The sequence below is a fragment of the Dyella sp. genome, from assembly GCF_035685805.1.
Classification (GTDB): Bacteria; Pseudomonadota; Gammaproteobacteria; order Xanthomonadales; family Rhodanobacteraceae; genus Dyella_A.
Genome location: NZ_DASSAB010000043.1, coordinates 181,433 through 207,033, shown reverse-complemented (window position 1 = coordinate 207,033; position 25,601 = coordinate 181,433). Strand labels below are relative to the sequence as shown.

The 25,601-nt window shown below is 67.2% G+C and carries 23 protein-coding genes and 1 pseudogene; 10 read left to right on the top strand and 14 right to left on the bottom strand.

The genetic code is table 11. The features are described 5' to 3' along the window. Nucleotides 1-62 precede the first annotated feature (62 nt). The gene (locus VFG40_RS13170; protein ID WP_324898194.1) at nt 63-665 is read right to left on the bottom strand and encodes a molybdopterin-dependent oxidoreductase; all 603 of its coding nucleotides are present in this window, start codon (nt 663-665) and stop codon (nt 63-65) included. A 162-nt stretch (nt 666-827) separates the two neighbouring features. On the opposite strand from VFG40_RS13170, the gene VFG40_RS13165 reads away from it, so the two are divergent. After that, the gene (locus tag VFG40_RS13165; protein WP_324898192.1) at nt 828-1,265 is read left to right on the top strand and encodes a PepSY domain-containing protein; all 438 of its coding nucleotides are present in this window, start codon (nt 828-830) and stop codon (nt 1,263-1,265) included. Nucleotides 1,266-1,391: 126 nt separating this feature from the next. Further along, nucleotides 1,392-2,717 (top strand): PQQ-dependent sugar dehydrogenase, encoded by a 1,326-nt coding sequence (locus VFG40_RS13160; protein ID WP_324898190.1) that lies wholly within the window; start codon nt 1,392-1,394, stop codon nt 2,715-2,717. Between the two features lie 35 nt (nt 2,718-2,752). Here the strand turns inward: VFG40_RS13160 and VFG40_RS13155 are convergent, their stop codons facing one another. Next, on the bottom strand, nt 2,753-3,409 hold the full coding sequence (locus VFG40_RS13155) for a hypothetical protein (RefSeq protein ID WP_324898188.1): 657 nt from the start codon (nt 3,407-3,409) through the stop codon (nt 2,753-2,755). 97 nt (nt 3,410-3,506) lie between these two features. Then, entirely contained in the window at nt 3,507-5,027 is a 1,521-nt protein-coding gene (locus VFG40_RS13150; protein ID WP_324898186.1) for a methyl-accepting chemotaxis protein, read from the bottom strand. Between the two features lie 174 nt (nt 5,028-5,201). On the opposite strand from VFG40_RS13150, the gene VFG40_RS13145 reads away from it, so the two are divergent. Then, the gene (locus VFG40_RS13145) at nt 5,202-6,083 is read left to right on the top strand and encodes a formate/nitrite transporter family protein (protein ID WP_324898184.1); all 882 of its coding nucleotides are present in this window, start codon (nt 5,202-5,204) and stop codon (nt 6,081-6,083) included. A 358-nt stretch (nt 6,084-6,441) separates the two neighbouring features. Here the strand turns inward: VFG40_RS13145 and VFG40_RS13140 are convergent, their stop codons facing one another. Beyond that, nucleotides 6,442-8,343: an esterase/lipase family protein gene (locus VFG40_RS13140; RefSeq protein WP_324898183.1), complete on the bottom strand. Its 1,902-nt coding sequence runs from the start codon at nt 8,341-8,343 to the stop codon at nt 6,442-6,444. 167 nt (nt 8,344-8,510) lie between these two features. Here VFG40_RS13140 and VFG40_RS13135 point away from each other — a divergent pair, with 167 nt between their 5' ends. The 3 genes from VFG40_RS13135 to VFG40_RS13125 all read left to right on the top strand — a co-directional run bounded on the left by VFG40_RS13135 (nt 8,511) and on the right by VFG40_RS13125 (nt 11,538). After that, nucleotides 8,511-9,524 (top strand): NAD(P)H-quinone oxidoreductase, encoded by a 1,014-nt coding sequence (locus VFG40_RS13135; RefSeq protein ID WP_324898182.1) that lies wholly within the window; start codon nt 8,511-8,513, stop codon nt 9,522-9,524. Between the two features lie 123 nt (nt 9,525-9,647). Next, nucleotides 9,648-10,349 (top strand): pirin family protein, encoded by a 702-nt coding sequence (locus VFG40_RS13130; protein WP_324898180.1) that lies wholly within the window; start codon nt 9,648-9,650, stop codon nt 10,347-10,349. 244 nt (nt 10,350-10,593) lie between these two features. After that, nucleotides 10,594-11,538, top strand: coding sequence for an MBL fold metallo-hydrolase (locus tag VFG40_RS13125; protein WP_324898178.1), 945 nt, complete (start codon nt 10,594-10,596; stop codon nt 11,536-11,538). Nucleotides 11,539-11,572: 34 nt separating this feature from the next. On the opposite strand, the gene VFG40_RS13120 is transcribed toward VFG40_RS13125, so the two are convergent. From VFG40_RS13120 to cmk, 10 genes are all read right to left on the bottom strand, one after another. After that, complete coding sequence (locus VFG40_RS13120) at nt 11,573-11,923, bottom strand: tRNA-binding protein (RefSeq protein WP_324898176.1); 351 nt, start codon at nt 11,921-11,923, stop codon at nt 11,573-11,575. Nucleotides 11,924-11,987: 64 nt separating this feature from the next. Further along, on the bottom strand, nt 11,988-13,325 hold the full coding sequence (locus tag VFG40_RS13115) for an NAD(P)/FAD-dependent oxidoreductase (protein WP_324898174.1): 1,338 nt from the start codon (nt 13,323-13,325) through the stop codon (nt 11,988-11,990). A gap of 119 nt (nt 13,326-13,444) precedes the next feature. Further along, nucleotides 13,445-14,317, bottom strand: a complete 873-nt coding sequence (gene galU / locus VFG40_RS13110; protein ID WP_324898172.1) for a UTP--glucose-1-phosphate uridylyltransferase GalU — start codon at nt 14,315-14,317, stop codon at nt 13,445-13,447. Further along, nucleotides 14,318-16,213 carry a polysaccharide biosynthesis protein gene (locus VFG40_RS13105; RefSeq protein WP_324898170.1) on the bottom strand — a complete coding sequence of 632 codons (1,896 nt, stop codon included), beginning with the start codon at nt 16,211-16,213 and terminating at the stop codon, nt 14,318-14,320. Further along, entirely contained in the window at nt 16,200-17,132 is a 933-nt protein-coding gene (locus VFG40_RS13100) for an MraY family glycosyltransferase (RefSeq protein WP_324898168.1), read from the bottom strand. Before VFG40_RS13100 ends, VFG40_RS13105 begins: the two co-directional genes overlap by 14 nt. Before the next feature lie 106 nt (nt 17,133-17,238). Further along, on the bottom strand, nt 17,239-18,411 hold the full coding sequence (gene lapB, locus VFG40_RS13095; RefSeq protein ID WP_324898166.1) for a lipopolysaccharide assembly protein LapB: 1,173 nt from the start codon (nt 18,409-18,411) through the stop codon (nt 17,239-17,241). Continuing rightward, the gene (locus VFG40_RS13090; RefSeq protein ID WP_324898164.1) at nt 18,408-18,662 is read right to left on the bottom strand and encodes a lipopolysaccharide assembly protein LapA domain-containing protein; all 255 of its coding nucleotides are present in this window, start codon (nt 18,660-18,662) and stop codon (nt 18,408-18,410) included. The genes lapB and VFG40_RS13090 overlap by 4 nt, the downstream gene beginning before the upstream one ends. Nucleotides 18,663-18,804: 142 nt before the next feature. Then, on the bottom strand, nt 18,805-19,176 hold the full coding sequence (locus VFG40_RS13085; RefSeq protein ID WP_324898224.1) for an integration host factor subunit beta: 372 nt from the start codon (nt 19,174-19,176) through the stop codon (nt 18,805-18,807). A 9-nt stretch (nt 19,177-19,185) separates the two neighbouring features. Further along, a complete protein-coding gene (rpsA, locus tag VFG40_RS13080; RefSeq protein ID WP_324898162.1) occupies nt 19,186-20,859 on the bottom strand; it encodes a 30S ribosomal protein S1 in 1,674 nt (557 codons plus the stop codon). Between the two features lie 168 nt (nt 20,860-21,027). Beyond that, nucleotides 21,028-21,708 carry a (d)CMP kinase gene (gene cmk, locus VFG40_RS13075; protein ID WP_324898222.1) on the bottom strand — a complete coding sequence of 227 codons (681 nt, stop codon included), beginning with the start codon at nt 21,706-21,708 and terminating at the stop codon, nt 21,028-21,030. Between the two features lie 109 nt (nt 21,709-21,817). Here cmk and VFG40_RS13070 point away from each other — a divergent pair. The 4 genes and pseudogenes from VFG40_RS13070 to ykgO all read left to right on the top strand — a co-directional run bounded on the left by VFG40_RS13070 (nt 21,818) and on the right by ykgO (nt 25,546). Continuing rightward, a pseudogene (locus VFG40_RS13070) lies at nt 21,818-22,074 on the top strand (acyl-CoA-binding protein). 96 nt (nt 22,075-22,170) lie between these two features. Next, nucleotides 22,171-24,189, top strand: coding sequence for an FAD-dependent oxidoreductase (locus VFG40_RS13065; RefSeq protein WP_324898160.1), 2,019 nt, complete (start codon nt 22,171-22,173; stop codon nt 24,187-24,189). Between the two features lie 256 nt (nt 24,190-24,445). Continuing rightward, a complete protein-coding gene (locus tag VFG40_RS13060; protein WP_324898158.1) occupies nt 24,446-25,357 on the top strand; it encodes a LysR family transcriptional regulator in 912 nt (303 codons plus the stop codon). Nucleotides 25,358-25,420: 63 nt separating this feature from the next. Then, complete coding sequence (gene ykgO, locus VFG40_RS13055; protein ID WP_008215056.1) at nt 25,421-25,546, top strand: type B 50S ribosomal protein L36; 126 nt, start codon at nt 25,421-25,423, stop codon at nt 25,544-25,546. The last annotated feature ends 55 nt before the right edge of the window (nt 25,547-25,601 follow it).

Genomic DNA, 25,601 nt, shown 5'->3' with positions numbered 1-25,601 from the left:
AATGGCCGCCCAGTGTAGGCCGCGTAGGCACGACACGCATGAGTCGACTGCCGGCGCCGGCACTAATCGTCGGCCGCAAAGCGTTGTTCCTTCCACGGATCGCCGCGCCGGTGATAGCAGCGCAGCTCCCAGAACCCGGCTTCCTCGCGCACGGTGAACTGGAGGCCGGTGAGCCACTTGGCCGACTTCCAGAAATACAGGTGCGGCACCAGCAGACGTGCCGGTCCGCCGTGGGCGGGAGCAAGCGGCTGGCCGTCGTAGTGGGTGGCGATCATCGCTCGACCGTCCAGCACGTCCTCGACAGCCAGGTTGGTGACGTAGCCGTCGGCGCTGTGGGCGAGCAGGAAACCGGTGGGCGCGGCGATGCCGGCGTCGGCCAGCAGATCGTCCAGCATGACGCCTTCCCAGGCCGTATCGAGCTTGGACCAGCGGGTGACGCAGTGGATGTCGCACACCATGCGTCCCCTGGGCAGGGCGTCGAAGCTGGCGCTGTCCCATCGCTTGAGCGGTCGCACTCCATGTTTCAGCACGAGCGCCCAGTGCGCAGCGTTGAGCGCTGGGGTGGCGTCCTTCGACATCACCGGGAATTTCGCCGTCACGACCTGCCGCGGCGGCAATCGCGGAAATGCGGTGCCGGGGCTGTCGGCGTGATCGGGTTCGGACATGGCGATGGCTTCCCGACGATGGTGGCGTGAATCTAGCACCGCGTCGGCGATGCTTTCCGGGGCTTGAGCCTGAACGGCTACCGTGGTCGCGACACGCCCTTCACCGCGCGCTGATTGACCCGGCGAAAGACTCGGCGCTCCCTTTCCACTGGAGACGCCGCGATGAAAACGATCGCTCTTTCCGCCGCCCTTGCCATCGCATGCGGCATGGCCGGCCCCGCGACCGCGCAGTCTGACGGCCATGGATCGCTCACCGAGGCACAGGTGCGTACCCATCTGCAGGAGCAGGGCTACACCCACGTCGACGACCTCGAGTTCAAACACGGCATGTGGCATGCCGACGCCCGCAGCGGCAACGGCGAGCACGTGGATCTGCGGATCGACCCGGCCAGCGGCAAGGCCTACGCCGATGAGCGAAAGACGTCGCGTCTCAGCAAGGACGAGGTGCGCGCCTCGCTGGCCAGTGCCGGCTACACCGACGTGCACGACGTCGAGTTCGATGAAGGCGTCTGGCAGGCCAAGGGCGAAAACAGCGCCGGCAAGGATGTCGAGCTGCAGATCGATCCGGACACCGGCAAGGTCGTGGGCACGGACGACTGATCCGGCTGACGGTCGCGATTCCAACTGTCGCGATGCAGCGGTCGCGGTGCAGCCGCATCGGGCAGTCACCCGTATATATGGCCGGTGGGGGCACCCCACCGGCTTTTTTTCATCAAGGGAATCACCATGCCAGTCCTGCCACGCCGCGCTTCCACTGCCCTGGTCACTGCGGCCCTGCTCGGCCTGTGCGGTTGCGGCGAACGCGCCACGTTGAGCGTGCGCGAGGGCAGCGGACCGCAGCCGGCGCTGCCGCCGCCGCGCGACACGGTATTGCCGACGGTGGATATCGCGCCGGCGGTAGGCTGGCCCGCGGGCACCGCGCCGATTCCCGCACCGGGGCTGGCGGTGGGTGCGTTCGCCACCGGGCTCGACCATCCGCGCTGGCTCGCCGTGATGCCCAATGGCGACGTGCTGGTGGCCGAGACCAACGCGCCGCCGCGCCCGCAGGACAGCGCCGGCATCAAGGGCTGGATCGCCGACCGCATCATGGCCCGCGCGGGCGCCACGGTACCCAGCGCCGACCGCATCACGCTGCTGCGCGACACCAACGGCGACGGCGTGGCGGATCTGCGCAGCGTGCTGCTGGACCACCTGCACTCGCCGTTCGGCATGGCCCGCGTTGGCGACACGCTCTACGTGGCCAACACCGACGCGGTGATGGCTTTCCCATACCGCGTCGGCCAGACGCGCATCACTGCATCCGGCCGCACCCTGGTCGATCTGCCGGCAGGGCCGCGCAATCACCACTGGACCAAGAACCTGCTGGCCAGTCCCGACGGGCACACGCTTTACGTCACCATCGGCTCCAACAGCAACGTGGCCGAAAACGGGCTGGAGGCCGAGCAGGGGCGCGCGCGGATCATCGCGGTGGACCTTGCCAGCGGCCAGTCGAGGCCGTTCGCGACCGGGCTGCGCAACCCCAACGGCATGGCGTGGCAGCCCGTGACTGGCGCGCTGTGGGTGGCAGTGAACGAGCGCGACGAGATCGGCTCGGACCTGGTGCCCGACTACATGACCCACGTGCGAGACGGCGGCTTCTACGGCTGGCCGTGGAGCTACTACGGCCAGCACGTGGACACGCGTGTGCAGCCGACGGACACCGCGAAGGTGGCCGCGGCGATCGCGCCGGATTACGCACTAGGTCCGCACACCGCTTCTCTGGGTCTGGCCTTCTATACGTCCGGCGTGTTGCCCGGGCGCTACGACGGCGGTGCCTTCATCGGCCAGCACGGCTCGTGGAACCGCAAACCGATCAGCGGCTACAAGGTGGTGTTCGTGCCTTTTGCCGAGGGCCAGCCGCGCGGCCTGCCCGAGGATGTTCTGACCGGGTTCGTGGACGCGAAGGGCCGTGCCCGCGGGCGCCCCGTGGGCGTGGCCATCGACGACCGCGGGGCACTGCTGGTGGCCGACGATGTCGGCAACACCGTCTGGCGCGTCACGGCGGCAAAGTAGGTCGCCCGGCGCCGCAAACGCCGCTTACGCGGCAGCTACCACTGCGGGATCACGTCTGGACACGGCGACGTGGTGGTGTCCACCAGTATTTGCCTGAGCATGCCGGCCATCTGGGCACTGAAGGCGTCCGCCTCCGAAGCGTTGGAGATGCTTCGCTTGAGCGCCACGGCCGAACACGCCGTCCACACCTGGACGTTGGCAGCGTCGCTCTCCGATTTCTGCCGGTACTGCTCGGCCAGTGCTTCGTAGCGGCCAGCGGCCTCCTCCGACACGGCCGCGCCGCCCTCCCCCGGTGCACTGTTGATCAGCACCAGTTCGGTCCCGGCGACATCTGGGCGGTCGGGCTTGAACGCCATCAACGTATGGTCGTCGACCACGCGCATGCCGTATCGGGTCTGCGTCTTGTCGCTGAAGAACTGGTACGTGCCCGGCGCCGCCGGCAGATAATCCGACACCCGGTTCGGCTCGGTCACGCGCATCGCGACGCCCTGATGGCTCACATCAATGGTGTATCCGCCGTCCTTGACCATGTAGGTGCCGTTCCTGAAGTCCGTGCTCTGAGCGCCGACGGGCATGCTCGCAAGCAGCGCCAGCGAGGCAAGCAGGAACAGTGACGCGCCGCGCACGCGTGGATGAAAAAACGTCATGGTGCTTCCCCTGGGATGAGCCAGTCCCCCGACCGGCCGCGCCACGATCGCGCCTGCCCGCGGCTAGCGCAAGTCCTTGCGACCGATCTGCCCGCAGGACCGCCGGCGGGCCTGCACGTAAACAGCCCGCTGACGCGATCGCTCAGGGCCGCACGGGCGGGCGGTAGCCGATCCGGAAGGCGCCCCAGTGCCGGCCCTTGACCATGACCGGCGCGGATACGTCATACATGGTCTCGCCGGTGTCGCGCTTGTAGGTCTGCAACAGGTACGGCCGGGTGCTCGCGGCGCAGCGGCTGATCGTGCGATCGGTGAGGCGGCGCTTGGAGCGGCTGACTTTCACGTCCTTCTCGTAGTCGCCCGTCAGCGGCTGCGAAAAGGCGCGGTTGTGGGTGCCGAAATAGCCGCCGTCGTCCATCGAGCAGGCGAACGCAGCCTCCGGGTTCGCGGCCAGCACGGGCTCCTGGATCGCCGGCAGCACCTCGTCGGTGTAGCTGTCGTAGCGGGTGCGGAATTTCTCCGGGCGCGTGCCGGGTACGCTCTGATAGGCCCGATCGAGCAAGTCATCCAGGCTGATGCGACCGTCGTCGATGCTGCGTTCGAACTGCGCGCCCACGGCGGCAGCCGCGCGCATGGCGGCCTCGCGCAGGCGCAGGTGCAGCGGGTCGGCCTGGTCGATGGTGGCGTCGAAAAGTTCTTCGGCCACGTCGGCCTGGGCCAGGCTGGCGTCCGCCGCCTTCGGCAGCTCGCTCTCGGTATGCGCGAGCCCGTCGAGCATGGCCTGTACGGCGTCGGAGATCAGCCGCGTGGCATCGACGTGGGTGGCGGCCATGCCGGCGATGTATTCGATCTCGTGCTCCGCGTCCGCGGCGAGCTGGCCGATGCGGCCGAGCACCCCCACTGCGGCCTCGGCCTGTTCTGCGCCCTGGTCCACTTCGGCGCTGAGCGCCTGCATGGCCCCGGCGGTGCGGTCGGCCTGCTCGTGGACGTCCTGCAGCGATACGAGAATGTCCTTGGACGCATCGCGGGCCCGATGGGCCAGCGCCCGCACCTCCTGCGCCACCACCGCAAAGCCTTTGCCGTGCTCGCCTGCGCGCGCCGACTCGATCGACGCATTGAGCGAGAGCAGGTGCGTCTGCATGGCGATGTCGCCGATCACGTCGGCGATGCGCTGGATCGTCTCGGCCTGCTGCTGCAGCGTGCGCATGTCGTGCGCGGTGGCGGCTGCGCGCTCCCGCGCCCGTTGAAAGCGGCCCAGGCTGAGCGCGATCTCTGCGCTGCCGCGTTCACTCTCCTGGCGTGAGCGCGCAGCCACGTCGCGGGCGCGGGCGGCGCCGTCGGCGATCTGGCGCGTGGTGTCGGCAATGGCGTCGGCATGACCGGCGATCTGGCGGGCGCGGTCCACGTCCTGGCTGGTCTTTGCCTTGAGCCGGTCGAGGAAGAACGAGTTCTCGGCGCCGCCGAGCATGATCCGCTCCAGCCGCCCCGCGATGAAGGCCGCCAGCGCGTTGCGCGTCTGGCCGGGACGCCGTAGGCCGATGCGCGAGGCCAGTGCCACCAGCGTCAGCAGCGCACCACCGGCGGCGTGGGCACCGACAGCCGGCCAGGCCGCAAACGGCGCATCAACGGCGGCGAGCGCCAGGCAAGACGGTAACCAATCCAACATGCGACACCCTCCGCGAGGGCTCGAGTACTGGCCACCGCGGCAGGTGGCGCGGCGGGACGGAGGAACTTCTCTCTTCGCATAGCGGCGGCGCTGCGATGGACTTGAGCGGGGCGTCCACACTCGCGTGACATGCCGGCGCCTACGGTCGCCGGACCCAACTGTACGGAACTGCCCGTGGCCAAGCCATCGGAAGAAGAGCCCACCACCAAGGAGGACGGCGAGGGCTTCGCCATGTCGACCGAAGAGCGGGGCGACGTGCGCCACCTGCGTCCGCCGCGCCCGGTCGTACTGCACGAAACGATCCGCCGCGAGGGCGAGCAGGAGCTCGAGCGCAGCGTCTCGGCGCTGGGCTGGTCGTCGCTGGCCGCCGGCATGACGATGGGCTTCTCGATGCTGGCTCGCGCCCTGCTCCACCACCACGTGCAGGGCCTGCCCGGCGCCTTCCTGATTGAAAGCCTGGGCTATCCGTTCGGCTTTCTGGTGGTGATCCTGGCGCGCCAGCAGCTGTTCACCGAGAACACCATGACCGCGGTGCTGCCGCTGATGACCGAGCCGGGCTGGGGCAAGCTCGGCTGCCTGCTGCGGCTGTGGGGCGTGGTGTTCCTGGGCAACGTGGTCGGCGGCGCCTTGTTCGCCTGGGGCATGCTGAACATGCAGTTGTTCGATGCCTCGACCCAGGCGTCGCTGCACGCGATGGGCACCGCGCTGATGCACAACACTCCGTGGCAGATGTTCACCAAGGGCATCGCCGCCGGCTGGCTGATCGCCACCATGGTGTGGCTCCTGCCCGCCGCCGAGCGCGGCAAGATCGCGGTGATCATCATCGTCACCTACGTGATCGCACTGGGCGACTTCACGCACATCATCGTCGGCTCGGTCGAAGTGATGTACCTGGTGTTCGAAGGCACGGTGAGTGCCGGTGACTATGCCACCCGGTTCGCCCTGCCCACGCTCGCCGGCAACATCGTGGGCGGCAGCCTGATCTTCGCGCTGATCAGCCATGCCCAGGTGCGCAGCGACGACGAGAACGACGAAGAGCAGCACGCAGGCCACTAGCCGCGGCACGGCCGCGTGCTGGTCGAGTACCGCCCGGGCCGCACGCCATGACGCAGCCCCGGCGCGGGCAGCAGTGCTGCGGGTCGGCGGGAGCAAACCTTGGCGCACGAGCCGGCGACGTGGTCCCCGTCCGCGCTTCCTCGACTCGCGCCCATCGTCGTGGCGACCGGAAATTGCGTGTCGTCCGCTGGTCGGTTTCGCCAGCGGTCGGGTGAGGCGGAGCCTTGGCATCCTGTCGCATGCGCATCCCGCGTGCCGCTGCCGGGCGCAGGAGCGGCTTCGTCCTCGTTGGCCGGCCCGGGCACCGGCGCCGGCGCCGACAGGCCACAGTGCGCCGTGGGCAGCATCGGGGGTGAGCTCAGCGAGCGCCTTGCGCGGGCGGTGCCGTGTCCGCCGGCCCGACGCCGGCGTGTTCGCGCAGGATGCGGCGGATCTCCAGGATCGCCTGCGGTGTCTCCTGCACGCTGTGGCCGGACATGATGATTTTTTCGCTGGCTGCCCCCGCCAGATGGGCGCTGGCGTACGGCACGAAGCCGTCGGTGGACTCGGCCAGCGGAACGCCTGCGCTGCGCCGCGCGATGATCGAGTGGTAGCGCACGCCGTCCACGATCGGCAGCGTGGACGTGGCGCGCAGGTAAGGGCTGGAATCGCGCAGCAAGTCAACGCCGGTAGGCGCAGTGCGAAACAGCGCGGCCTGCTCGGGCAGCTCGCCGGCAAGCACTTCGGCGATGCGCGCGGAGGTCTCCAGCAGGGTCTTGGGCAGACGGATAAGCCGGGTCACCACGCGTGCCAGCCAGTGTCCCGCGATCGGGGTGCCGGCGTGCGGCGCTGCCAGGAAAATGGCCTCGTCCACCCCGGGCAGTGGGGTGATGGACAGGTAAGGCGCCAGCGTGGCCAGCCGCTTGCGCCGCGGCGAGTCAACCGGCGCGCGGAAGATGCGCTGCCACAGCGCGTCACCGCTGTTGACCACCAGCAGTCGCGCAATGACCCCGCCCATGCTGTGCCCTACCAGCGTGACGTGGTGGCTGGCCGGCGCGGTGCCGAGCGGGTCCAGTGCAGCGAACGTCTGCGCCAGCGCCGCGCGGATCTGCACCAGGTTCACCGGGATAGGCGCGTTGGTGGGGTAGTAGACCTCCCATATCTGGTAGCGCTGGCGCAACGCCTCATCGCCCATTACCTCGTTGGCGAGGTTCACCCACGCTTCGGGGCTGGAGGCGAGCCCGTGGATCATCACCACCGTCAGCCGGCGCGGGTCATAAGGCTGCATGAGAAACACACGCGGCCGGTCGAGCGCGTTATCGCGCCCCAGCAGGTTGTCGATCGCCTTGCGGCCGAAGCCCGCATCAGCCAGCCACAGCGCATAAGGCGCGCTGAAGTTTGCCGCCAGCGGCACCACCTGCCCCGCCACGGCAGTGCTGTCGCGGCGATACGGATCGAGGGCATCGACCACCGCCTCGTGCCCGTCGAGCACCTGCGCAAGCGACGCGCCGGGAAACCGCAGCAGCACGGTGGCCGGGAGGTATCCGGTATCGGCGAACGGCGACATCCGCGATGGAGCGACGCCAGCAGCAGGGCGCGCCACCATCACCACTTCGGCGCCCAGCCCGTCGCGGCGGTAGACACTCGCCAGTCCATCGATACGCAGGCGCGAGGCAGGCACCATGGCTTCGAGCTTCGGCGCGCCCCGCGGCAAGACCAGATCGATGCTGCCGTAGCGCAACTGCCAGCCATCGATCGCCTCGACGCTGCCCGGCACGGGCGGGTGGAAGCGTCCGGCCCGCTGGCCCTGCTCGAACATCAGCGCGGCGACGCGTTCCACCGCGTAGTTGTAAGCATCGCGCACCTGGGTCTGGCGATCCTCGAACGCGCGCTCGCGCGGCGAACGGTCGCCGAAGAACAGATAGGCATACGCGCAACGCGCCGCGTCGAGATAGGCACCAACGCGACGCGGCGCACTGACGGCCCCTGCCCGGTCCGCCTTGAGCGCCTCGCCCAGCGTCAGTTCGGCCAATGCAGCGAGCTGCGCGTCGTGGTCGAGCAAGGTGGCCGCCCGCAAGGCTTGGATACAGGCAGTCGCTGCACCACCGCAGCGCTCCGGCGCGAGGCCGAGGCGGGCGATCGCGTTGCGCGTGGCGAAGCTCAGTGCACCGGTGGTGAGGATGTCGCCGCGGCGATTCTCGTCATAGCTGCGCGGGTCGTCTTGCCTGACTTGGACCAGCGCGCAACCGCCAAGCTGGATCGCGAGCAGGACCGGCAGCATGAGCACGACCCGGCGCATCAGCGTCGTCAGCCCGCGCCCTCGTGCGTCATCGCGCCAGCATGGCTGCATCCGCTGCTCCCCGTGTGGACGGTGTAGACGTGCGTCGCGCGCTCTGCACCGCCGATGCGTGATGATGCCCGTTTTCCCGTTGTTGCGAGGCAAACCCCATGACCGCCATGCGCGCCATCGAAATCCGCCAGCCGGGCGGTCCCGAAGCGCTCGCTGCCTGCGAGCGACCCCGGCCGGTGCCCGGCCCCGGCGAGGTGTTGATCAAGGTGGCCGCCTCGGGCGTCAACCGGCCGGATGTGTTCCAGCGCCAAGGCAAGTACCCGCCGCCGCCCGGTGCTTCCGATCTGCCGGGGCTGGAAGTGGCCGGCACGCTGGTGGAGGGCGACTTTGTCGGCGCCAATCCGTTCGGCCTGCGGACCGGCGACGCCGTCTGCGCGCTGCTGGCCGGCGGCGGCTATGCCGAGTACGCCGTGGCGCCGCTGGGTCAGTGCCTGCCGGCACCGGAGGGGCTGAGCCTGATCGAGGCGGCATCTTTGCCGGAGAACCATTTCACCGTGTGGAGCAACGTGTTCGACCGCGGTCAGCTCGGCCATGGCGAAGGCGGCACCAGCGAGACATTGCTGGTGCAAGGCGGCTCCAGCGGCATCGGTGTCACCGCGATCCAGATCGCGCACGCGCTCGGCCATCGAGTGTTCGCCACCGCCGGCAGCGACGACAAATGCCGCGCCTGCGAGGCGCTGGGCGCCACGGCCATCAACTACCGCACACAGGACTTCGTCACCGAGGTGAAGCGGCTCACCGACGGACGTGGCGTCGACGTGGTGCTCGACATGGTGGCCGGCGACTACGTGCCGCGCGAGCTGGAGGCGATGGCCGAGGGCGGCCGGTTGGTAATCATCGCCACGCTGGGCGGCGCCGACGTGCAGTTCAACGCCGGCGCACTCATGCGCCGGCGTCACACCGTCACCGGCTCCACCCTGCGCAACCGCCCGGTGGCGTTCAAGGCGGCCATCGCGCAGCGCCTGCACGACGTGGTGTGGCCACTGATCGGGCGTGGAGCGGTCCGCCCGGTGATCCACCAGGTGTTTCCCGCGGCGCAGGCCGCGCAGGCCCATGCGCTGATGGAAAGCTCGCATCACATCGGCAAGATCATGCTGTCCTGGGACGAGTGACTGTTTCTCAAATGTATCCAATAGGACAACAGTCAGTTCTTTAGCCGCATCTAGGCGCACGGGAGAAACAAGCCTATCGTTCGCTGCATGGCGCCGAACGGCGCCTCCATTCGGGAGAACGTGATGATCGAACGCAGACCCTTCGACAGCCTCGGCGGCGCCGACCACGGCTGGCTCGATGCCAAGCACCATTTCTCGTTCGCCAGCTACCACGATCCCAAGCGCATGGGCTGGGGCGCACTGCGCGTGTGGAACGACGACACCATTGCCCCGGGCACCGGCTTTCCGCCGCATTCGCACGGCGACATGGAGATCATTACCTACGTGCGCGAGGGCGCCATCACCCATCGCGACAACCTGGGCAACGAAGGTCGTACCGAAGCGGGCGACGTGCAGGTGATGAGCGCGGGCAGCGGCATCACCCACAGCGAGTACAACCTGGAGCCGGGCACCACGCGGATCTTCCAGATCTGGATCATCCCCACCGAAACCGGCAAGCCGCCGTCGTGGGGCGCCAAGCCGTTCCCGCGCGGCGAGCGCTCGGGCAAGTTCGTGGCGCTGGCCAGCGGCTTTGCCGACGACACTGACGCTCTGCCCCTGCGCACCGACGCCCGCGTGCTGGGCGCCACGCTGAAAGCCGGCGAGAGCACCACCTACGTGCTGGCCGATGGCCGCCAGTCCTACCTGGTGCCGTCGACCGGCTCGGTCGAGGTCAACGGCGTGAAGCTGGATGCCCGCGACGGTGCGGCCATCCGCAACGAACCGGCGCTGCGCGTGACCGCGCTGGAGGATGCCGAGCTGGTGCTGGTGGACGCCGCGGCCTGACACCCGGGCTCAGCTCGAACACGACGAGAGCGGCGACCGCAGGGCCGCCGTTTTCGTCCGGAATGGTCGTGGAGGATGCCGGTCTTCGTTGCAGCGGAGCCGCCACGTCCGGCGACGTCGGCTCGAGGTGCAGGTCGCGCTGGCGACAGCACCGGTGCGCAGCCTGTCCCACCCGACAAAGGTTCAACTGCCCGTCACGCACGGGCTTGCTACCCTCCGAGGCTTGATTCCAGCGGAGGCGCCCATGAGCAACGAACACGGCATCCACACCATCGACACCGGCTTCGTGCGGCAGCACTTCGACGCGGCTTATCTGGTGGTCGAGGGAGACCGTGCTGCCTTCATCGACTGCGGCACCAACTACAGCATTCCGCGCATGATGGCGGCACTGGACGCGGCCGGACTCACACCGGCGCACGTGAACTGGCTGATCCTCACCCACGTGCATCTGGACCACGCCGGTGGCGCCGGCGAACTGCTCTCGCTGCTGCCACAGGCGCAGCTGGTGGTGCACCCGCGCGGGGCACGACACATGATCGACCCGTCGCGACTGTGGGACGGGGCCGCCGAGGTGTATGGCGAAGCGGTCATGGACGAAACCTACGGCCGACTGTTGCCGGTGCCGTCCGAACGCGTGGTGGAAGCGCCGGATGGACATGTGGTGGACCTGGCCGGGCGGCCGCTGGTGTGCCTGGACACGCCCGGACACGCCCGCCATCACAACGCCATCTATGACAAGAAGGCGAACGTCTGCTTCACCGGCGACACGTTCGGGCTGTCCTATCGCGCCCTCGATACCGACAAGGGGCCGTTCATCATCCCGACCACCTCGCCAGTGCAGTTCGACCCGCCGGCGCTGCACGCCTCGATCGATCGCCTGCTCGCGCTCGAGCCCGAGGCCATGTACCTGACCCACTACGGCCGGGTCGAGGACGTGCAGCGACTGGGCGCCGACCTGCACGCGCAGATCGATGCGATGGTGGCACTGGCCCGTGCCGCCGATGGCCGCGACGATCGCCACGAGGCGCTCACGCAGTCACTGGCCAACCTCTACACCGAGCGCGCCGAGGCACACGGGTGGCTCAAAGGCCGCGAGGCGCTCGAAGCGCTGGTGTTGGGCATGGACATCAAGCTCAACGCCCAGGGCCTGGAGGTGTGGCTGGACAACCAGCGGCACGCCGCGACCTGAGCCATTGGCGCAGCCTGAGGCAAGCCCCGGCAGATCAGCTCAGCCGGGCCCCGTTGGGCACCGGCCGCTCGACCGTCGTGATCACCACGCCCCGATCGGTGTGGAACCCGGTGAGCAGGAACTGCGAGCGGAACGGTCCAATCTGCTTCTCGGGAAAATTGATGACGCCCACGATCTGCCGGCCGACGAGATCCTGCGGCTGGTACAGCGCCGCGATCTGCGCGCTGGTCTTGCGTTCACCATAGGGGCCGAAGTCCGCCCACACTTTCCAGGCAGGCCGTCTCGCCTCGGGAAATGGCTCGACCCGCGTTACGGTGCCGGCCACGGCCAGCACCTTCTCGAACTCCGGCCAGCTGAGCTCCGGCACGGCAATGGTTTCGGTCATGACGCGCTCCACGTCGAAAATCGCGACGTTAGCGCAGCCGGACCGACAGGCACAGCGCCGCCGCTCAGGCTTCCAGCCGGGTTTTCAGCCAGTCGTTGAACTCGTGCCACCAGTACGTGGCCTGTGCCGCAACGAAGCCCGCCGGACGGTGCGCGCTCGGTAGTCCGTAGCCGGAAAACTGCTTCCAGCCATCGTCGCCGGAGGCAATGGCGGCGGCGATCAGTTCCCCCGCCGCGCAGGTCGGCGCCACGCCGTGGCCGCCGAACGCCTGCGCCCACCAGAGGCCATCGTCGCCGCCACCGACCTGCGGCATCTGGTGGCGCGCGTAGCTCATCAGGCCGGACCACGCGTAATCCACGCGCACGTGCGGACCCAACTGCGGAAACACCTTGAGCAGGTCGCGACGCAGCAGCTTCTGCACGGCGGCGGGTGAGCGGTTGCGCACCGAGATGCGCCCACCCCAGAGCAGCCGGCCATCCGGCAACGGGCGGTAGTAGTCGAACGCAAAACGGCTGTCGTAGACCGCGGCGCGGGTGCGCAGGCAGGACGCAAGACGCTCGCCCAGGGGTTCGGTGACCATCACGTAGGTCGCGATTGGCAGCACCGCGCGATCGATGCGCCGATGCAAACCTGCCAGGTAACCGCCACACGCCAGCACCACCTGATCGGCAAGCACCTCGCCTTCGGCCGTGGCGATGCGCCAGCGGTGGCCCTGTCGTTCGAGCTTGCGCACGGCGCTGTGCTCGTGGATGGCCACGCCCTGCGCCGCCGCCGCACCAGCCAGCCCGATCGCGTAGTTCAAAGGGTGCAGGTGCAGTGCATCCCGCTCGAACAAGCCATCGAAGTAGCGATTGCTGCAGACACGCTCGTGCAACTCATCGCGCGGCAGCCATTGCCACTCGACGCCGTAATGCTCGGCCAGCAACTGCTGGCGCCGGCGCAGCACGCGGGGGTCACGGAACCAGTTCGCCCAGACCACTCCCTCGTCGACCGCATCGCAGGCAATCCCGTAGCGGGCGATCCGTTCGCGGATGCGATGCACGGCGGCGGTGGTGAGAGCGAACAGGTCGCGCGCCCGACCCGCGCCCGACTGATCCAGCAGGGCCTGTTCGCCCAGCGAGTAGCCGCCGAAGACGAACCCGCCGTTGCGCCCGGACGCGCCAAAGCCGACCTGATCGGCCTCCAGCAGCAGCACATCCCGTACGCCACGTTCGGCCAGTCCCAACGCGGTGTTGAGTCCCGCGTAGCCGCCACCGATGATCGCCACCCGTGCCTCGTGCCGCCCCTGCAGGCGCCCGTAGGACGGATATGCCGTGGCCGTGGCGCGATAGTAGGAAACAGCCGGCAGCGAGTCGGGGGACATGGTGGGCGAGCATAGCGCCCCGGCGTCCGGGCGGTGCATGCGCTGATCCGCCTGCCGGCTTCTCTGCGCAGCCGGCGGGCAGTGCGGACGCACACGCAGGCTATTCAGCGCCGCGTGCGTGTCCGGAAGGCACCGAACAACGGCTAGCCCTCAGGGCCTCACCGCCTGGCGACGAAATCGCGCACCACCGCCGCGAGCGCGGGGTCCTGCATGGCCATGTGCATGGTGGCGCGGACCAGCCCGGCCTTGTTGCCGCAGTCGAAGCGAGTGCCTTCGAAGCGATAGGCCAGCACCTTGCCCTGCTCCTTCAGGAGCGCCTCGATCGCGTCGGTGAGCTGGATCTCGCCGCCGGCGCCCGGCGTCGTCTGCTCCAGCATCGCGAAGATGCGTCCGGGCAACACGTAACGTCCCACCACGGCGAGATTGGACGGCGCGTCGGCCGGCTTTGGCTTTTCCACCATGTGGCGGATCTGCGCGCTGCGCTCGTCCACCGGCGTCGCGTCGACGATGCCGTACTTGTCGGTCTCATCCTGCGGCACTTCTTCCACCGCGATCACCCCGGCCTCCTGGGACTGCGCCAGGTCGGCCATCTGGCCGAGCGCGCCGCGACCGGTGTGCCAGATCAGGTCGTCCGGCAGGATCACGCCGAAGGGCTCGTCGCCCACCACCGGCTTGGCACAAAGCACCGCGTGGCCCAGGCCGAGCGCTTCCGGCTGGGTGACGAAGACCGCCCGCACGTGCTTGGGCAGCGTGCCCTGCACCATGGCCAGGAGCTCGGCCTTGCCCTTCTCCTCCAGCTTGGCCTCCAGCTCGTAGGCCTTGTCGAAGTAGTCGGCGATGGCGTGCTTGTAGCGATTGGTGACGAAAATCAGCGTGTCCGCCCCTGCGTCGACCGCCTCGTCGACCGCGTACTGGATCAACGGGCGGTCCAGCACCGGCAGCATTTCCTTGGCCACCACCTTGGTGGCGGGCAGGAAGCGCGTGCCGAGACCGGCCACGGGAAACACGACTTTGCGCAGCGGCTTGCTCACTCAGATCTCTCCTGGGTCCTGTCGGCGAATCGACACCACGTTGGCGGGCTGCGCCGTATCGCTCCAGCGGAACGACGGCAGCAGGCTCGACACGCAATGGCGCAATTCCTCTTCATCAAAACGGTCCACCGCCGCACTCGCCTTGTTCAGTGCGGCCTGCAGAAGGTCCCACGAGACTTCGCGATGCTGCGCCAGGAAGATCTTGGCGTGTGAGGTCTCGCTGTAGTTCTCCAGCGCGTGGAACAACTCTTCGAACAATTTCTCGCCGGCCCGAAGGCCGGTGTAGACGATGGGAATCTCGGTGCCGGGTTTCTTTCCGGCCAGACGGATCATCTGCTCGGCCAGATCCCGGATCTTCACCGGCTCGCCCATGTCCAGCGCGAAAATCTCGCCTCCGTTACCCAGGCTGGAGGCCTGCAGGATCAACTGGCAGGCCTCCGGAATGGTCATGAAGTAACGCGACATCTCCGGGTGGGTGACGGTAACCGGGCCACCGTCGCGGATTTGTTGACGAAACAGCGGCACCACCGAACCGGCGGAATCGAGCACGTTGCCGAAGCGCACGGTGATGAAGCGCGTGGACGAGCGTGCGCTGAGGTTCTGGCACCAGATCTCGGCGATACGCTTGCATGCGCCCATGACGCTGGTGGGATTGACTGCCTTGTCGGTGGAGATCAGCACGAAGCAGCCGACGCCGTGCTCGTGCGCCAGATCGGCGATCTGCCGTGTGCCGACGATATTGTTGCGAAATGCCGTGCGCAGCTGGTTTTGCAGCAGCGGCACATGCTTGTACGCCGCGGCATGGAACACCACCTGCGGCCGATGCTCTACGAACACCTGCTGCATGGCCGCGCGATCACAGCAATCGGCCAGCACCGGGGCGAGGATTAGCTCCGGATAATCGGCGGCCAGCTCCTTGGCAATGCGATAGAGGTTGTACTCGCTGTTCTCCACCACCGTGAGCGACTGCGCGCCGAGCCGCGCCACCTGGCGGCACAGCTCCGAGCCAATCGAGCCGCCACCGCCGGTGACCAGAACGCGCCGCCCGGTGAGGGTTTCACGAATCGCAGTCCAGTCCAGCTCTACCGCGTCGCGGCCGAGCAGATCCTCGATCGCGACCTCCTTGATCTCGTTGAAGTGCGCGCGGCCGGCGACGACGTCCTCCAGCCGGGGCACCGTGCGGTACGGGAGGCCCGTGTCGTCGCACAGTTCGACCACCTTGCGCATCTGCGCGGTGGAGGCGCCGGGCAGAGCGATCAGCAGCATTTCCACCCCGGTCTCACGGGCGACGGCAGGCAGCTCCTCAAGCGTACCCAGCACCGGATAACCACCGATCTTGGCTCCACGCAGGCTGCCCAGGTCGTCGACGAAGCCAACTACCGAATAACGGCTGTCGCGACGGAGGTCACGCAGCAGCGCTTCGCCGGCCCGATCGGCGCCCACGATGAGCACGCGCTTGACGGCGTTGGATTCGAACAGGTCGAGCCGGCTGTCTTTCCAGAAGCGGTAACTGAGCCGCGGCCCTCCGAGCAGAATGACCAGGATCGCCGGGTAAAGGAACAGGATCGAGCGCGGCACGCCTTCCAGACGGTTGTACAGGAACAGCATTGCCCCGATCACGAGGCTGCCCATGAGCGAGGCTTTCAGGATGTTCCACAGGTCCGGCAGACTGGCGAAGCGCCACACGCCGCGGTAAAGACCGGTCCACATGAACAGCAGACCTTGCACCAGCAGCACCAGCGGAAACTCGGCGGCGAAGAAACTGACGACCTCGTCCGGCTTGATCGCGTAACGCAGCGCCTTGGCGATCCACCAGGCCAGCGCCGCGGCCAGCAAGTCATGCAGCACGACCGCGATACGCGGATGGATCGCTGCGATGGCTTTACGAACCGACATAAAGAACCCTGTATGGCTCGCGCCGCAGACACCGGCGTTTGAGCATCATCCACATCCCTGAGGTCAGCAGGTAACTCACTGCGCAGACCCACCATCCCTGCTCTTTCAGATGCCACGCCAGCCATGCCAGCGGTGCCAGCACCAGAACATTCCAGGCCGCGTAGGCAAGGCCCACCCGCCCATGACCCGCCCCCTTGCGTACCAGCCACTGGTACAGGTGCTCGCGGTGCGCACTGTACCAGCGTCTACCGCGCCACATGCGTCCGGCCAATGTCCAGCCGGCATCGGTGACGAAGGCACCGCAAAGTATGGCCACGGGCCATATCAGCGCACTATCCGTACGCCAGAGCATGGCACCGATGACGAATATCAAGTAGCCCATGGCGCCACTGCCGACATCGCCCATGAAGATTCTCGCCGGCGCACGATTGAACACCCAGAAGCCCACGCACGCCAGCGCCACCACGCCGGCTGCGGCGGCAAGCGCGGCTTGCTCCTCGCGCCAGGCCAGCCATGCCATGGCCAGCATCACGAACATGGCCTGCTGGGCGAGCAGCCCGTCGATGCCATCCATGAAGTTGTGCAGGTTGATGCTGCCTACGCCGGCAAGCAACAGCAGAGGCAACCATGCCCAGGCCATCCCCGTGGCGATGAAGGCGAACGCGACCAGGCCGATTGCGGCCAGCTGGACGGCCAGCCGCGGCAGGACCGGCAGCGCGTGGTGGTCGTCCCACCATCCGATCGCTGCGACCAGGACCAGCCCGATCGATGCGGCTGCCACCGTCGCAGACGGTAGCGACGGCGGCAGCCAGAGCAGGCTGCCGGGCAGGCACGCGAGCACCGCGACCACAACGCCGATACCTCCGCCCCTGGGGGTAGGCGCGCTGTGCGAGCGGCGCTGCCCGGGCTGGTCCAGCATGCCGCGCCGCTGCGCGTAGCGAATCGCCAGTCGCACGATCAACAGCGACAACACCAGCGAGAGCAGCAACAGACCAGAGGCCAGCCATGGCGCGCTTGCAGGCATGCTATTCGTTGGCCACGCCGTGGATGGGCCGGATCGTGCTCCAGCTCTTGCAACTGGGGCACTGCCAGTGGTGTGCCTTGGCGCCGAAGCCGCAGCGGCTGCAGCGGTACATGGCCTGACCCTCGAGCAGCTTCTTGGTGAGGTCGCGCAGGATCAGGAAATTGTCCCTGGCCTCACCCTGGATCTTGTCCATGGTGGCGTCGATGAGCGCCATCAGGCCGCGCACCGAGGGGCGCTGGCGCAACTGGGCGGTAAGGAACTCCACCGCCACCTTCTCGCCATCGCGCTGCTCGTGAAGACGCGTCAGCGCGAGCACCGGCGAGATGCCGTGGTAGCGCGCAAGAATGTCCTGCAGGAATGCCTCCGCGCGGTCCATCTGCTGCGCACAGGCATAACTGTTGAGCAGCGGTGGCAGGATCTCCGGCACGAACGCCACATCGGCGGCGACGGCCGCTTCATACGCCTCGATCGCCCGCTCATGCTCGCCATTTTCCGCGTGCAATCGCCCGGTCAGCATGAATGCCCGGACGCACGCCGGCTGGCAAGCGAAAGCCTGCTCCAGATAACCGGCTGCCTCGGCACGTGCTCCATGCTGGCGCGCCCGCTCCGCCAGCTCGCAGTAGAACTGCGCAACCATCGGCGCCTCGTCCTCGCCGGTCATTGCCTCGAGCCGACGCGCGTGTTCGATGGCCTTGTGCCAGTCGCGCTCGTGTTGATAGATCGAAATCAGATGGCGCAGCGCCGAAGGCGCATGGGCATCCATGGCGACGAGATCACAGAAGAGTGTTTCCGCACGGTCGAGCAGGCCGGCCCGCATGTAATCCTCCCCCAGCTCCAGCAGCGCCACCGTCTTCATGGCATCAGACAATCCCTCGCGCGACACGAGGTGCTGGTGCAGGCGGATCGCGCGGTCGACCTCGCCGCGACGACGAAAGAGGTTGCCCAGCGCGAGGTGGGTCTCCACGGTATCGCGGTTGTATTCGGCGAGCTTGAGGAAAACCTCGATCGCCTTGTCCTGCTCCTCGTTGAGCAGATAGTTCAGGCCGCGAAAGTAATCCGATGACAACTCGCTCACCTTGGCACCGGAACGCCGCACGCCGGCCCGGCGCGCCGTCCACCAGCCGGTGGCGAACGCCGTCGGAACCAACAGCGCCAACGCGTAGATCATGCTCATGGAGTGGCGGCGGAGTCCCGGGACTTGAGCAGCGCACGACGTGACCTGCGATGGCGCCATTGCACGCCCAGCCAGGCGGTGAGGCCGCCGAGCAGCCAGCCGATCACCACGGCGCCGAGCAGTGCCGCACCCTTGGGCAACGCGAAGCGGGCGACGGCGAAGTCATAGCTGACCATGTCAGCATTGAGTGCGCCCAGCACCACGCCGGCGGCCACGAACAACAGGATCACGAGAAGAGCGATAAGGCGCATCGCGCAACTTTACCCGATCCCTCCCGGGCCGGCACAGGCTAGGCATGCGCGGGGCACGGGTCACCGCCGAAGCGCACGCAAAAATAAAGGCAGGACCGACTCATCGCCGCCTGCCTCATCTCGATACAGCTTCGAACACTACTCAGCTTGCTGCAACTTCCAGCTGCTGGTTGACCCGCTCGCGCAGCTCCTTGCCCGGCTTGAAATGTGGAACGTGCTTGCCCGGAAGCGCCACGGCCTCGCCGGTCTTGGGGTTGCGCCCCATGCGCGGCGGACGGTAATGCAGGGCGAAGCTGCCAAATCCACGCACCTCGATGCGCTCACCATGGGACAAGGCGTGGCTCATCTGCTCGATCACGCTCTTGACCGCCAGCTCGACATCACCAAACGCAAGATGCGTCTGACGCCGTGCCAGCGCCTCTATCAATTCGGATTTGGTCATGGTCCCCAATGTCCGTGACGTTACAACGGCGGGGCGGCCGTAAAGCCGCCCCGCGTCTTGCTTCGCTGGCAGGTGCCGAGGTTACTCGGACTTGTTCAGCTGTTCCTGGAGCAGTGCGCCGAGCTTGGTGGTGCCGGTGCTGGCCGAACCGTAGTCCGCCATCAGGTCCTGCACATCCTCCTCGTCCTTCGCGCGGATCGAGAGCTGCAGCACGCGGCCCTTGCGATCCATGCCGGTGAACTTGGCCTCGACCTTGTCGCCCACCTTCAGGTGCTGGGTCGCATCGTCGATACGCTCCTTGGCGATGTCGTTGGCGCGCAGGTAACCCTCGACGCCCTCGCCCAGGTCGATCGTGGCGCCCTTGGCGTCCACTTCCTTGACCGTGCCGTTCACGATGGTGCCGCGCGGATTGCTCGCCATGAACTGGCCGAACGGATCCTGCTCCATCTGCTTGATACCCAGCGAGATGCGCTCACGCTCCGGATCCACCGCCAGCACCACGGCCTCGATCTCGTCGCCCTTCTTGAAGTTGCGCACGAGGTCTTCGCCGGACACCTGCCAAGAGATGTCGGACAGATGGACCAGGCCATCGATGCCGCCTTCCAGGCCGATGAAGATGCCGAAGTCGGTGATCGACTTGATCTGGCCGGACACCTTGTCGTTCTTCTTGTGCATCGCGGCGAACGCTTCCCACGGATTGGAGCGCGTCTGCTTGATGCCCAGCGAGATGCGGCGACGCTCTTCATCCACGTCCAGCACCGTCACTTCGGTCTCGTCGCCGACCTGAACCACCTTGGCCGGATTGACGTTCTTGTTGGTCCAATCCATCTCGGACACGTGAACCAGGCCCTCGACGCCCGGCTCGATCTCGACGAAGCAGCCGTAATCGGTGACGTTGGAGACCTTGCCGAACAGGCGGCTGCCGACCGGGTAACGGCGGGCGATCGCAACCCACGGATCGTCGCCCAGCTGCTTCAGGCCCAGCGAGACGCGATTGCGCTCACGGTCGTACTTCAGCACGCGGACGTCCAGCTCGTCGCCGACGTTGACCACCTCGGACGGGTGACGCACGCGCTTCCACGCCATGTCGGTGATGTGCAGCAGGCCGTCGATGCCGCCCAGGTCCACGAACGCGCCGTAGTCAGTGAGGTTCTTGACGGTGCCCTTGACTACCGCGCCTTCGGTCAGGCGCTCAAGCAGCTTCTCGCGCTCCTCGGAGAACTCGGTCTCGACGACGGCGCGGCGGCTGACCACCACGTTGTTGCGCTTGCGGTCGAGCTTGATGATCTTGAACTCGAGTTCCTTGCCCTCGAGGTAGACCGGGTCACGCACCGGACGCACGTCGACCAGCGAGCCCGGCAGGAACGCGCGGACGTCCTTGATGTCGACGGTGAAACCGCCCTTCACCTTGCCCGAGATCATGCCGGTGATGGTCTCTTCCTTGTCGAACGCCTGCTCCAGGTCGTCCCACACCATCGAACGCTTGGCCTTCTCGCGGGAGAGCTTGGTCTCGCCGAAGCCGTCTTCCAGCGCGTCGAGGGCAACCTTCACCTCGTCGCCCACCTGCACTTCCAACTCGCCCTTCTCGTCCTTGAACTGCTCGATCGGGACGATGCCTTCGCTCTTCAGGCCGGCGTTGATCACCACAACGTCGTTGCGGATCTCCACCACGATGCCCGTGACGATGGCGCCCGGCTTGAGCTTGGAAATGGCCTGCTGGCTCTGTTCAAACAGCTCGGCAAAACTTTCAGTCATGTTGATTCCAGAAATAAGAAAGGCCGTGATCTCTTGCGCGCCGTCGGATGTAAATGCGCAAAAAACGTATGGGCCCACCGGTTGTGGGTGAGTCGGGGAACATCCCCTTGCCACCGTTGACCAAAACCCCATGCCGCGGCTGGGGCGCTGAAACCGTCGAACGACCCGTCAGGGCCGTACGACGGCGAATACTTTGGCGACGACGTCGGCGATCGGCATGCCGGTGGTGTCCACCAGAACCGCATCGGCGGCGGGCTTGAGCGGGGCGACGGCTCGCGAGGCATCGCGGGCGTCACGCGCTTCAATTTCGCGCTGAAGGCCCGAAAGTGTAACGCTGAGTCCCTTTTCCTTCAACTGCTTATAGCGTCTTTTCGCCCGCTCGGCGGCGCTGGCAGTGAGGAACACCTTGTGGGCGGCATCAGGGAAGATCACGGTGCCCATGTCGCGCCCGTCCGCAACCAGCCCCGGTGCCTTGCGGAAGCCCAGCTGAAGGTCGACAAGTGCCTGACGCACCGAGGGAATGGAGGCAATCGCCGAGGCCGCCGCGCCGGCGGTTTCGGTGCGCAACTCGTCGCTGGCGTCGTGGCCGTTCACCAGCACCCGGGTGTCGTGACCGTCGGCCGACGGCTGGAAACGGATCTTCGTGGACTGCGCGCAGCGGGTCACTGCATCGACATCGGAAAGGTCCAGGCCGGCGGCGCCCGCGGCATAGCCGACCGCGCGGTAAAGGGCGCCGGAGTCGAGCAGGCGCCATCCGAGTCGCTCGGCGACCAGCCGGCTGATGGTGCCCTTGCCCGATCCCGACGGCCCGTCGATGGTGAGTACAGGCACGATGGGGGAACGGCTCATGGACACATCCTGACGTGGATCAAACCCGTATGGTAACGCGTTGACCCTGCGCGCGAGCGCGTGCTATCAACCGGCGCACCGTCCCGTCCGGACCCGCGGCCGAGCCGTCATGAGCGACCTCCAGCACGCCTTCGAACAAGCCGCCGAGGACATCAAGCGGCTGCAGCGTCGACCGGAAACGACACCCTGCTGAAGCTCTATGCGCTCTACAAACAGGGCGCGGAGGGTGACGTCAACCAACCGCAGCCTGGCTTCTTCGACTTCATCGGCACCGCCAAGCACGAGGCGTGGAGCCAGTTGCGGGGCACCTCGCGGGATGACGCCATGGCGCGCTACATCGCCTTGGTGAACGAGCTGCGGGACTAGATGCCTGCCGACACGCGTCGCTGACCGCGCCGGGCCGCTTGCTTTTCTCCCTCTGCCGCAGGCAGATTCATACGATCGTTTGATCGGACTCTGCCCATGCCCTTCCCCCACCTGCTCGCCCCGCTCGATCTGGGCCACCTCGTCCTGCCCAACCGGGTGCTGATGGGATCGATGCACACCGGGCTGGAAGACCGCGCCGCCGATTTCGACAAACTGGCGGCCTATTTCGCCGAACGCGCCCGCGGCGGCGTGGGCCTGATGGTCACCGGCGGCATCGCGCCGAGCATCGCAGGCTGGCTCAAACCGATGGGCGGACGCCTGTCGATGCCGTGGCATGTGGCACGCCATCGCAAGGTGACCCGTGCAGTACATGCCGAGGGCGGACGGATCTGCCTTCAGATCCTGCACGCCGGCCGCTATGGCTACCACCCGTTGTCGGTCGCCCCTTCGCGCATCAAGTCGCCGATCACGCCATTCACTCCCCGGGCGCTCAGTGCCCGCGGGGTGAAGCGCACCATCAGCGACTTCGTGCGCACCGCGGTGCTCGCGCGGGAGGCCGGTTACGACGGCGTCGAGGTCATGGGATCGGAGGGCTACCTGATCAACCAGTTCATCGCCGCGCGCACCAACCGGCGCGACGATGCATGGGGCGGCGACGCGGACCGCCGCATGCGTCTTCCGATCGAGATCGTGCAGCGCACGCGTGAGGCGGTCGGCAAGGACTTCATCCTGATCTACCGCCTGTCCATGCTCGATCTGGTGGAACAGGGACAGGACTGGAGCGAGATCGTAACGCTGGCCAGGGCGGTCGAAGCAGCGGGCGCCAGCATCATCAACACCGGCATCGGCTGGCACGAGGCGCGCATCCCGACCATCGTCACATCGGTGCCGCGTGGAGCGTTCGCCTGGGTCACCCAGCGCCTCAAGGAGCATGTGTCCGTCCCGCTGGTAACGACCAACCGCATCAACATGCCGGCGGTCGCCGAACAGATCCTCTCTTCCGGCCAGGCCGACATGGTGTCGATGGCGCGCCCGCTGCTTGCCGATCCGCAGTGGGTACGCAAGGCCGAGGCGGATCGCGCCGACCGCATCAACACCTGCATTGCCTGCAACCAGGCCTGCCTCGACCACGTGTTCCAGAACCGCCGGGCGAGCTGCCTGGTGAACCCGCGCGCCTGCCACGAAACGGAGCTGGCGATCACGCCCGCGGGCACCACCAAGCACATTGCCGTGGTGGGTGCCGGCCCGGCGGGACTGGCCTGCGCCAGCACACTCGCCGAACGTGGTCATCGGGTCACCCTGATCGATCGGGCCAGCCGCATCGGCGGGCAGTTCAACTACGCCAAGCGCATCCCCGGCAAGGAGGAATTCAGCGAAACGCTGCGCTATTTCGACCATCGCCTGCGCGATGCCGGCGTAATCGTGCAGCTGGGACGTCCGGTGGAGGCCGCCGACCTGATTGGCGGCGGTTTCGACGAGGTGGTGCTGGCTACGGGCATCACGCCGCGCACCGTGAGCTTCGCCGGAAGAGACGATCCCCGGGTCCTGAGTTACCTGGATGTACTGGCTCACGATCATCCGGTCGGACCCCGCGTGGCGATCATCGGCGCAGGAGGCATCGGCTTCGACGTCGCGCAGTTCCTGATTGAAACTGGCCCGTCGCCCATTACCGACGTGGCTCGCTGGAGCCGTGAATGGGGGGTGGACATGGAGATGGCCCACCGCGGCGGCCTGGAGCCGGCCCATCCGGAGGCACCGGCACGCGAGGTGTGGCTGTTGCAGCGCTCCGAGGGGCGGCCGGGCGCGCGGCTGAACAAGACCACCGGTTGGGTGCACCGCGCCACCCTCAAGGCCAAGCATGTGCAGATGCTCGGCGCGGTTACGTACGAGCGCTTCGACGATGCCGGCCTGCACATCACGGTGCATGGCGAGGCGCGGCTTCTGCCGGTGGACCACGTGGTGATCTGCGCGGGGCAGGAACCGAACCGGTCGCTGGTCGCGGAACTCAAAGCTTCCGGACTACCCACGCATGTCATCGGAGGTGCCGACGTGGCTGCCGAACTCGACGCCAAGCGCGCCATCGCCCAAGGCACCAAGCTGGCCGCGCGACTGTAGCTGTCCACGCAAAAGCGCCAGCGGAAGCCGATCGGCCGCCGCTGGCGCATGTGCCTCGAATAAGACGCCTCGCAAATCGACGCAGCGTCATGGGCTCAGGGGAGGAAGCCGGATGTCGCGGGGAAAAGCGTCGCTGCGAGGCGGGGCCGCCGTCACCTGGGGGAGGGGTCGGTGACGGGACAAGCGGAATCATAGAGTCGATCCAGCAGGGCGACCAATATATATTTGGCGACCGATTTATATGGATCGCCTATATATGTTCGATTTCCGCCAGCTGCGTTACTTCGTGGCGGTCAGCGAGGAACTCAGCTTCACCCGCGCCGCCCGCCGCCTGCATCTGTCGCAGCCACCGCTTTCGCAACAGATCCAGGCGCTTGAGCAGGACCTGGGCGTGCGCCTGCTAGATCGCACCAAGCGGTCCGTCGCGCTTACCGAGCCGGGCCGGATCTTCCTCGACCATGCGCGTCAGATCCTTGCCAAGGCGGACGAAGCCCGCACCCAGGTGACCGCAGCCGCTGCCGGATACAGCGGCCTGCTGCGCCTGGCGTACACCGTGTCGGTGTCGTTCCACCCGTCGCTGCCGCGGGTGCTGTTGCGCTATGGCCAGGTCGCGCCGAACGTGCGCGTCGAGTTGTGCGAGCTGTACACCGAGCCGCAGTTCGAAGCGCTGGCCGACGGCGAAATAGATGTCGGCTTCCTGCGCGACGAGCCGCAGCGGGCGGCCGATGCCAAGGCCTTCCGCATGACCGTCCTCGATCGGGAGCCGCTGCTGCTGGCGCTGCCGTCGGGCCATCCACTGGCGGGCCGCAGCAGCCTGCGGATGGATGAAGTGGCCCACGAGGCATTCGTCGCCCAGCCCCGCGAAGTATCCGTGACGCTGTATGACCGACTGGTCTTGCTGGCGAACAAGGCCGGCTTCCAGCCGCAGATCCGTCGTCACGCGCAGCAGGTCAACGGCATGCTGGCCATGGTCGCAGCGGGCCTGGGCCTCGCGCTGGTGCCGGCGACGATGCGCACGGTGCGGCTGGCGGGCCTGAGCTACGTCACGGTGGAAGATCCGGACGCCTACATGTTGCTGGCGGTAGCCACCCGCGCCCATGACGACTCGCCCGCGCTGGCCCAGTTCCTGTCGGTCGTAGCTGAAACGGCCATGTCCGGCAGCTTGTGATGAGGCGTCTGGCTGGGCTATGATTGCGGACTTGAATTTTTCTTTTGTTTCCAGGAGCTGGCCGTGAAGGTGCTTTCCTCTTTGAAGTCCGCCAAGCAGCGGCACCGTGACTGCAAGGTTGTGCGCCGTCGCGGCAAAGTGTTCGTGATCTGCAAGAGCAACCCGCGTTTCAAGGCACGCCAGCGCTGAGCTTTAGCGCCGTGCCGCATAAAAAAGGGCCGCATTTGCGGCCTTTTTTTATGGC